A 6,014-nucleotide genomic window follows, 5' to 3' on the forward strand; every position below is an offset into this window, starting at 1 on the left:
TTGGTGCTGGTCATGAGGGGGGTGGTTCTCCTGTCGGTGCCCTATCAGGCTAACCCGCCGAAGCGGGACGTCTCGCCTAAGGCTGACAGAGAGGGGCGGGGGACCGGAGGTACTACCGGGGGTGTGAACCCCCTTCCCGGCGATCGGCCCGTTCTTGCAGGTCAGGCCATGTGGGCAAGCCCTTCTTGGAAGACGACACCTCTATGTCACGCGATAGCCGTGAGGTAGAGGAAGTCCAGGAGCGGGGGGTCGGGGCAGCTGAGGCTGGCTGGTTGGCGGGTGAGTGCTTCAGTTGGCGAGTCGGTTCGCGGAGACCAGCCACCGCCAACGTCGACGCTCCGTGACGAGGGTGGCGGCGGCCAGCAGGGTCACGGGGGCCGCCGCCCAGGCGGGCCAGGCCAGCCACGAGGAGACCACGGCCGCGGCGAGCTGGAGCAGTACCAGCAGGATCGTGGCCCAGCCCGGCACCGCGACGATCACGTTGGCCTTGTCCCCCGGGGTGGAGAACAACGTCGGAAGGCCGATCAAGGCCAGCACCGACAGGGCGGCAAGCAGCCATGAGTGGCTGGCCAGGGCCCACGGGGTGGCCACCCACGCGACGAGTTCCGTCGCGAAGCGCAGGGCGGACGCAGCGCGGTCGTCCGGTCGTCTCAAGGCCATTGCCCCACCAGCAGCATCGGTCACCTGCGGACGATCTCACGGCGCGCGGCTGATTGCCAGGGGTTTGGCACCCCGCCGTCGCACCATGGCTCCCCGTCTATGCCCCGCCGGGGAGGCACGGCACGCTGAGCGCTTCAGCTGGCGAAACCCGCCACCTGAAGCGCTCAGTCACACTGGCGTAGCTATGCCCACCTCATCCCGATCGCGGACAGCTGTTCCGCCCGCTCCGGCTTCAACGACGCGGCCCGGCGGCGCTGGTTGTCGACCCACGTGCCGAGCTTCAGCGGCACGTCCCGCTGCGCTTGGTCCTCGCTGCCGCTCCGCCGAGGGTGATCGTCTCGGTGTGCTTGCGCGGCACCGTCAGGTGTCCCTCGCGCTCGAAGTACTGGGCTGCGGCGGCGAGGTGCATCGCCCACTTGTCGGCCTGGCTGGTGCGCGGCTTCGGCTTCTCGTCCTCGCCGGCGGGTTCGATGCCGAGGACCTGCTCGCACATCCACTGCTGAACGGCGGTGAGCTGGTCCCACCCGTGCCGGACCGAGGTGACCCACCGGCCGGGGTCCTCGCCCTGGCGCACGACCTCACCCGGTACGGTGGGCAACGCGTCACCCGCGTCCAGGTGCTGGCGGACGGGGTGGAAGCAGCGCTGCCACGTCACCGGCCACACCGGGCACCAATGAGGGGTCGATGTCCTCCAGCTGCTCGCGCCGTGCCCGCGTCATCGCCCCGGTCGACGACTCCACCGGCAGGCCCTCGGCACGCCGCTGCTCGATCTCGCGGGCCTTCCGCCGCGGCGGCTCACGCGTTCTCGGGCCGGGGCGGCAACGGCTGGATGAGTTTCCCACTCGGCATCGGACAGTTCACGGCGGCGGATCAACACTCCGTGATCCGCGCAATCCAAGATCACTTTGACGGCAGACCGCGGGACGTAGACCCTCAGACCCCGGCCGTGCAGAACACGCACGCTTCCCAGAACGGCAGCGCGTCCAGCACGCGGTGGCGTACGCACGAGGCCATCGCGCCCTCCTGCCGCCCGGGCAGGACGCATGTGCCAGCCCTCGCGGTCGCAGGGTCGAACTCCTCCACCATCGCCCGGTACGTGCGCAGGTGCCCCTCGGCCCGGGGCGGCTCGTACGTCAGTTCCTCCCACCGGTGGTGGGACAGCGCCAGATCGAGGACGCGCAGCAGGAAGTCCTTGGCCGCGACCGCCTCCTGCGGCGTGTCCCCCCAGTCGAGCTCCGCCAGGCCGAAGCCGATCACCCCACGCCCCATCACGTTCTGGTCCTGGAGCGTCAGCAGGGCGGCGAAGCGGAAGTCCCACGGCTCGTGGGCCAGCGCGGACACGGCGAGAATCAGCACGTCCACGAACACCGCCGTGTCGCCGTTGGTCATCTCCAGGTACCGACCGTCACCGCCGTCAAACACGTTCATGTCTCGAGAGTAAAACGAGAGTGGGAGACCACACCCTCCGCTTCGTGTTCAACCCGGCGCCACGGGCATCACTGAATGGGCGGAGTACCTGCGCCTGCTGGCTCTCGGCTGCACTCCCAGCCTCGGCTCGCAGATCCTCTTCGACGGTGCCGGCAAGGCCGGTCACTGGCGCCGGGATGACGAGGTGTTCGCCCGGGCGGTCCAACGGCACCCTGCGCGACCCGGTGACGATCTGGGTGGTCCGCTCCGGCGACCGGCTGTACGTCCGCTCGATCAAGGGCACGGGCGGACCCTGGTACCGGGGAACGCAGTCCCGCCACGAGGGACACATCGAAGCCGGCGACGTCCGGCAAGACGTCACCTTCCACCAGGCGGCCCCGGGCGAGTACCCAGGCGTGGATGCCGCCTACCGGGAGAAGTACGCGCGCTACACGAGCTTCGTCGAGCACGTCCTGACCGACCCGGCCCGCGCCTCCACCCTGCGCCTCGAACCCCGCTGACCGGCCACCGGCGATCCCTTCCGGCTCACAGAGCCACCGCAGCAGTTACGAAAGGCAAGATCTTTCATGCGTGCAACCTTCATGTACGGCCCCGGTGACGTTCGGGTCGAGAACGTGCCCGGCCCGTCCATCGTCGAGTCGACGGACGCGATCGTCCGGATCACCCTGGCCTGCGTCTGCGGCTCCGACCTGCACCCTTACCACTCCATGGGCAAGAGTGACGAGGGCGTACCCATGGGGCATGAGTTTCTCGGCGTCGTCGAGGAGACCGGCTCCCAGATCACCGGCCTGAAGCGAGGCGACTTCGTCGTCTCCCCGTTCGCGTTCGCCGACAACACCTGCCCGATCTGCCGGGACGGCTTCCACACGGCCTGCCCGCACGGCAGCTGGTACGGCGCCGGCGGCGTCGGGGGCGCGCAGGCCGAGGCCATCCGCGTGCCGGAGGCCGACGGCACCCTGGTGAAAATCCCCCCGGACGCGGACCCGGCGCTCCTGCCCTCGCTGCTCGCCCTGAGCGACGTCTACCTCACCGGTTACCCGCCGCCCACATGGGCCGGGTCAAGCCCGGCAAGACCGTGACCGTCATCGGCGACGGCGCGGTGGGCCTGTCCGCCGTGCTGGCCTCCCGCCGCATGGGCGCCGAGAAGATCATCCACGCCGGCGCTCACCGATCCTGAGCTGATCGGGTACTTCGACAACTTTGCCTTCGACGAAGTCCTGCGCCACACCGGCGAGGTCGACGAGTCCATCCGGCTGATGACGCAGCTGGCGGCGGTGATCGCCGTCGGCGGGGTGGCGGAGTACCGGGTGATGCTCGGCGGCGCCCTCAGTCCTGGGTTCTGGTGGGTCGTGGCGGCGGCGCCCACAAGGAGCACGCGGTGATGGCGGGCAGCGCCCACTTCCTTGTGTCCGGCTGCGCTTTCCGTGTCGCCGTTGTCGTCGCGTTCGGTCTCGGCGCCGGGCGTGCACGACGTACGACGAGCGGGAGATCGCCGCGCTGCGCAAGGGGCAGGCGGCGGGCGAGCCGGAGGGCTTGATCGTCGTCTCGTGCAATGTCTGCTTTGGCGGAGCTTGCCGTGCCCGAATGCCGGGCCCGGTACCACGCTGGTGATCACCACCTACCAGCCCCACCCGAGCAACTGGTTCGAGACAGCCGGCAGCCGGGTTCTGTGTGCCCGGGTGGGACTGTAAATCGTTCATCGTTCGACTGGTGGATCCTTGCCCGGGTGGCTGATCGTCAGTTCGGTGGCGGGTGGGTGGGGTGATGGTGTGTGGGGTGGGTTCGTGTGTTCGTCACTCGGTCGGGTGTGCCGGAACGCCGGGAAGGAAGCCGACGGCCGTTGCTTTTGGGCGGGTATCAATGCGGGGTGTTCTGGCGGGAATCACCGGGCGGCCGACTGGTGAGGGGGAGGGCGGCCGCCCGGTGTGGTGGTCGTGCTTGTTCTCGGGGTTCGGCTGGGCGTGCGGAGGGGTAGGGGCTGTCGGAGAATGGTCCCAGTCCGGGTCCCTGCCTGGAGGTTGCTCCGGGCGGGGGCCCGGAGCAAGGAACCCGGCCCGATTCCGGCGGGCCGGGACTCCCTGTTATGCCGTGGGGATTAGGACCAGTCCTTGCCCTCGTGGTTTTCGATCACTCGGAAGCTGCCGACGACGCCGTTTTCGACCTCGATGCCGTCCTTTTCGTGGTGGCGGGGGTGCACGCCGTTGCTCTGGCTGTGGGGGCCGACCGTGGCGATGGGAGAGCCGTTGTCGCAGACCGCGCCGGCGAAGACCTCGACGGTGCTTCGGGTGTCGTTGCTGACGTTGAGGGTCCTTGCGCCCAGGCCGCTGATGACGGTGATGCAGTCGCCCGGGTGGGACGAGAACGACCGCTCGTTGATCTTGATCCGGCCCTCGTGGCGCTCCCGGCCCTCGTCGCCCTTGCTCCTGTTGCCCTTGCCCGAGTCGCCGCCGCCGAAGGGCGCGGTAGCCGCAGCCGCCTGCTGGACCACCGGGGCCGGCTGGTCCGGCTGGGAGGCGGCCGAGGCGTAGGTGATGCCCATCGCGGCCAGGGCTGCGGCGGCCGCGATGCTCGCGGTGACAGCGGTGGAGCGGGTAATCATCATGCGACTTCTCCTGTCTCAGAGGAACCGGCTGTGCGGCCGGTATGTGAGTAAAAGTACTAACTGCCGATATGACTTTTGTATCGTGACATGCCGGAAATCGGGTACAGAGGGCCGAATGGGGTACCTCGAGCGTCCCCGCGTCGCCAAATGGGGTGTCAAGTGACCGCAATTCATGTGGAGTTGATGACGGTTAGCCCTTTAGGCTGATCATCTGACGCCCTGCTCACCATTCGGCGGCAAAAGTGACCGGGACCGCGGACCTGAGGAGACGAGCAGCCTCAGGGTCGGCGCAAGCATGTGTAGGTGAGGGAGACTTGGGCGACCGGCATGCGCCCTGGCGCAAACGCCCGATACGCCAACGGCGTCCATGACTCGAAGCGCCGCCCTCGCCACACTCGACAAAAGCCCGCACGCCGCACACTCTCAATCCCCGACGACACCACCGCACCGGCCGGAGATGTACGTGGGGCCGACGGCCGAGTCGTGATGTTGAACGCCTTCGGGTGTGGTGTCGCGGAGAACCCGTTGTCTTGTCGAACGTGGTTGTTGAGTTTCCGCTGGTGGGAGTGGTGGTCGGTCCGGCGAGGCAGGGATGCGTCGTCCTGTTGGGCAGTGCTCGTGGGGGCGTGTGATGGCGTCGGTGTTGGGTTTGCTGGTGGCGAGGGAGTCGGCTGCTCGGGAGGTGATCGAGCGGCTTCGGGAGGAGGCTGATCGCGTCCTGGCCGAGCTCGGTGAGGCGGAAGCCGGTCTGGCGCGGCTGGTCATCGCGCGCGAGACGGTGACCGAGGTCTTGGACGGGCCTGTCGGTCAGGTGCTGGAGACGACCGAGACGTGTGTGGGCGGCGGTCCGATGGGGGTCATGGTGGTGCCACGCCATCGTGAGGGGCTCTCGGCCCGCGTGCTGCCCGAGGAATACGGGCGTTTGCTTGCCGTGCTGGTGGCCGGGGCGGCCGGCGGTCCGATGAAGGCCAGGGAACTGACGGTGGCCCTGGGCCGGGAAGCGGTGCCGACGAAGATCGAGTGTGTCCGGTCGATGGCGAAGCGTCTGGTGGCCCGGGGGTGGGCAGTGGCCGAGCAGGGGCTGTTTGCCGCAGGCCCTGGTTCAGCCGCGGGGTCCGCCGTCGCGTGAGTGCGGGCGGCTGCGGGCGAGGCGCGCACCTGCGCGAGCTGCCTGGCCTCCCTCGACGAACAGCGCTGTTGGCGGGTCGGACAACGCCTGGATCCGCACCTACTGAGATTTTCAGTGTGGGGTCGGTGGGTCGAGGGGCAGGCCGGTGGCGGTGAGGCAGCCGTCGATCAGGTGGGACCGGAGCTGGATTCTGCG

8 protein-coding genes and 1 pseudogene are annotated in these 6,014 nt (G+C 68.9%); 5 read left to right on the forward strand and 4 right to left on the reverse strand.

Annotated elements, in window-relative coordinates; genetic code table 11:
- Positions 1-288 precede the first annotated feature (288 nt).
- From AB0I68_RS38510 to AB0I68_RS38520, 3 genes and pseudogenes are all read right to left on the reverse strand, one after another.
- On the reverse strand, positions 289-660 hold the full coding sequence (locus AB0I68_RS38510) for a hypothetical protein (protein WP_363182105.1): 372 nt from the start codon (positions 658-660) through the stop codon (positions 289-291).
- A gap of 182 nt (positions 661-842) precedes the next feature.
- Positions 843-1,445, reverse strand: a pseudogene (locus tag AB0I68_RS38515) (helicase associated domain-containing protein); the annotation flags it as partial.
- Positions 1,446-1,593: 148 nt separating this feature from the next.
- Positions 1,594-2,088: a hypothetical protein gene (locus tag AB0I68_RS38520; RefSeq protein WP_363182106.1), complete on the reverse strand. Its 495-nt coding sequence runs from the start codon at positions 2,086-2,088 to the stop codon at positions 1,594-1,596.
- A gap of 176 nt (positions 2,089-2,264) precedes the next feature.
- Between AB0I68_RS38520 and AB0I68_RS38525 the strand changes: the two genes are divergently transcribed.
- The 4 genes from AB0I68_RS38525 (at position 2,265) to AB0I68_RS38540 (ending at position 3,470) form a co-directional block, all read left to right on the forward strand.
- Positions 2,265-2,588, forward strand: coding sequence for a DUF2255 family protein (locus AB0I68_RS38525; protein ID WP_363182107.1), 324 nt, complete (start codon positions 2,265-2,267; stop codon positions 2,586-2,588).
- A 66-nt stretch (positions 2,589-2,654) separates the two neighbouring features.
- The gene (locus AB0I68_RS38530) at positions 2,655-3,167 is read left to right on the forward strand and encodes an alcohol dehydrogenase catalytic domain-containing protein (RefSeq protein WP_363182108.1); all 513 of its coding nucleotides are present in this window, start codon (positions 2,655-2,657) and stop codon (positions 3,165-3,167) included.
- Positions 3,137-3,265 (forward strand): hypothetical protein, encoded by a 129-nt coding sequence (locus AB0I68_RS38535; protein ID WP_363182109.1) that lies wholly within the window; start codon positions 3,137-3,139, stop codon positions 3,263-3,265. The genes AB0I68_RS38530 and AB0I68_RS38535 overlap by 31 nt, the downstream gene beginning before the upstream one ends.
- A gap of 79 nt (positions 3,266-3,344) precedes the next feature.
- A complete protein-coding gene (locus AB0I68_RS38540) occupies positions 3,345-3,470 on the forward strand; it encodes a hypothetical protein (protein WP_363182110.1) in 126 nt (41 codons plus the stop codon).
- A 713-nt stretch (positions 3,471-4,183) separates the two neighbouring features.
- On the opposite strand, the gene AB0I68_RS38545 is transcribed toward AB0I68_RS38540, so the two are convergent.
- A complete protein-coding gene (locus tag AB0I68_RS38545) occupies positions 4,184-4,690 on the reverse strand; it encodes a hypothetical protein (RefSeq protein WP_363182111.1) in 507 nt (168 codons plus the stop codon).
- Positions 4,691-5,321: 631 nt separating this feature from the next.
- Between AB0I68_RS38545 and AB0I68_RS38550 the strand changes: the two genes are divergently transcribed.
- The gene (locus AB0I68_RS38550) at positions 5,322-5,819 is read left to right on the forward strand and encodes a hypothetical protein (RefSeq protein ID WP_363182112.1); all 498 of its coding nucleotides are present in this window, start codon (positions 5,322-5,324) and stop codon (positions 5,817-5,819) included.
- Positions 5,820-6,014 lie beyond the last annotated feature (195 nt).

The sequence above is a fragment of the Streptomyces sp. NPDC050448 genome (genome assembly GCF_040655295.1).
Lineage (GTDB): Bacteria > Actinomycetota > Actinomycetes > Streptomycetales > Streptomycetaceae > Streptomyces.

What these genes read in the sequence shown, in the direction of transcription:
- AB0I68_RS38510 (WP_363182105.1), bottom strand. Translation starts at nt 660, where the DNA reads ATGGCCTTGAGACGACCGGACGACCGCGCTGCGTCCGCCCTGCGCTTC.
- AB0I68_RS38520 (WP_363182106.1), bottom strand. Translation starts at nt 2,088, where the DNA reads ATGAACGTGTTTGACGGCGGTGACGGTCGGTACCTGGAGATGACCAAC.
- AB0I68_RS38525 (WP_363182107.1), top strand. Translation starts at nt 2,265, where the DNA reads ATGACGAGGTGTTCGCCCGGGCGGTCCAACGGCACCCTGCGCGACCCG.
- AB0I68_RS38530 (WP_363182108.1), top strand. Translation starts at nt 2,655, where the DNA reads ATGCGTGCAACCTTCATGTACGGCCCCGGTGACGTTCGGGTCGAGAAC.
- AB0I68_RS38535 (WP_363182109.1), top strand. Translation starts at nt 3,137, where the DNA reads ATGGGCCGGGTCAAGCCCGGCAAGACCGTGACCGTCATCGGCGACGGC.
- AB0I68_RS38540 (WP_363182110.1), top strand. Translation starts at nt 3,345, where the DNA reads ATGACGCAGCTGGCGGCGGTGATCGCCGTCGGCGGGGTGGCGGAGTAC.
- AB0I68_RS38545 (WP_363182111.1), bottom strand. Translation starts at nt 4,690, where the DNA reads ATGATGATTACCCGCTCCACCGCTGTCACCGCGAGCATCGCGGCCGCC.
- AB0I68_RS38550 (WP_363182112.1), top strand. Translation starts at nt 5,322, where the DNA reads ATGGCGTCGGTGTTGGGTTTGCTGGTGGCGAGGGAGTCGGCTGCTCGG.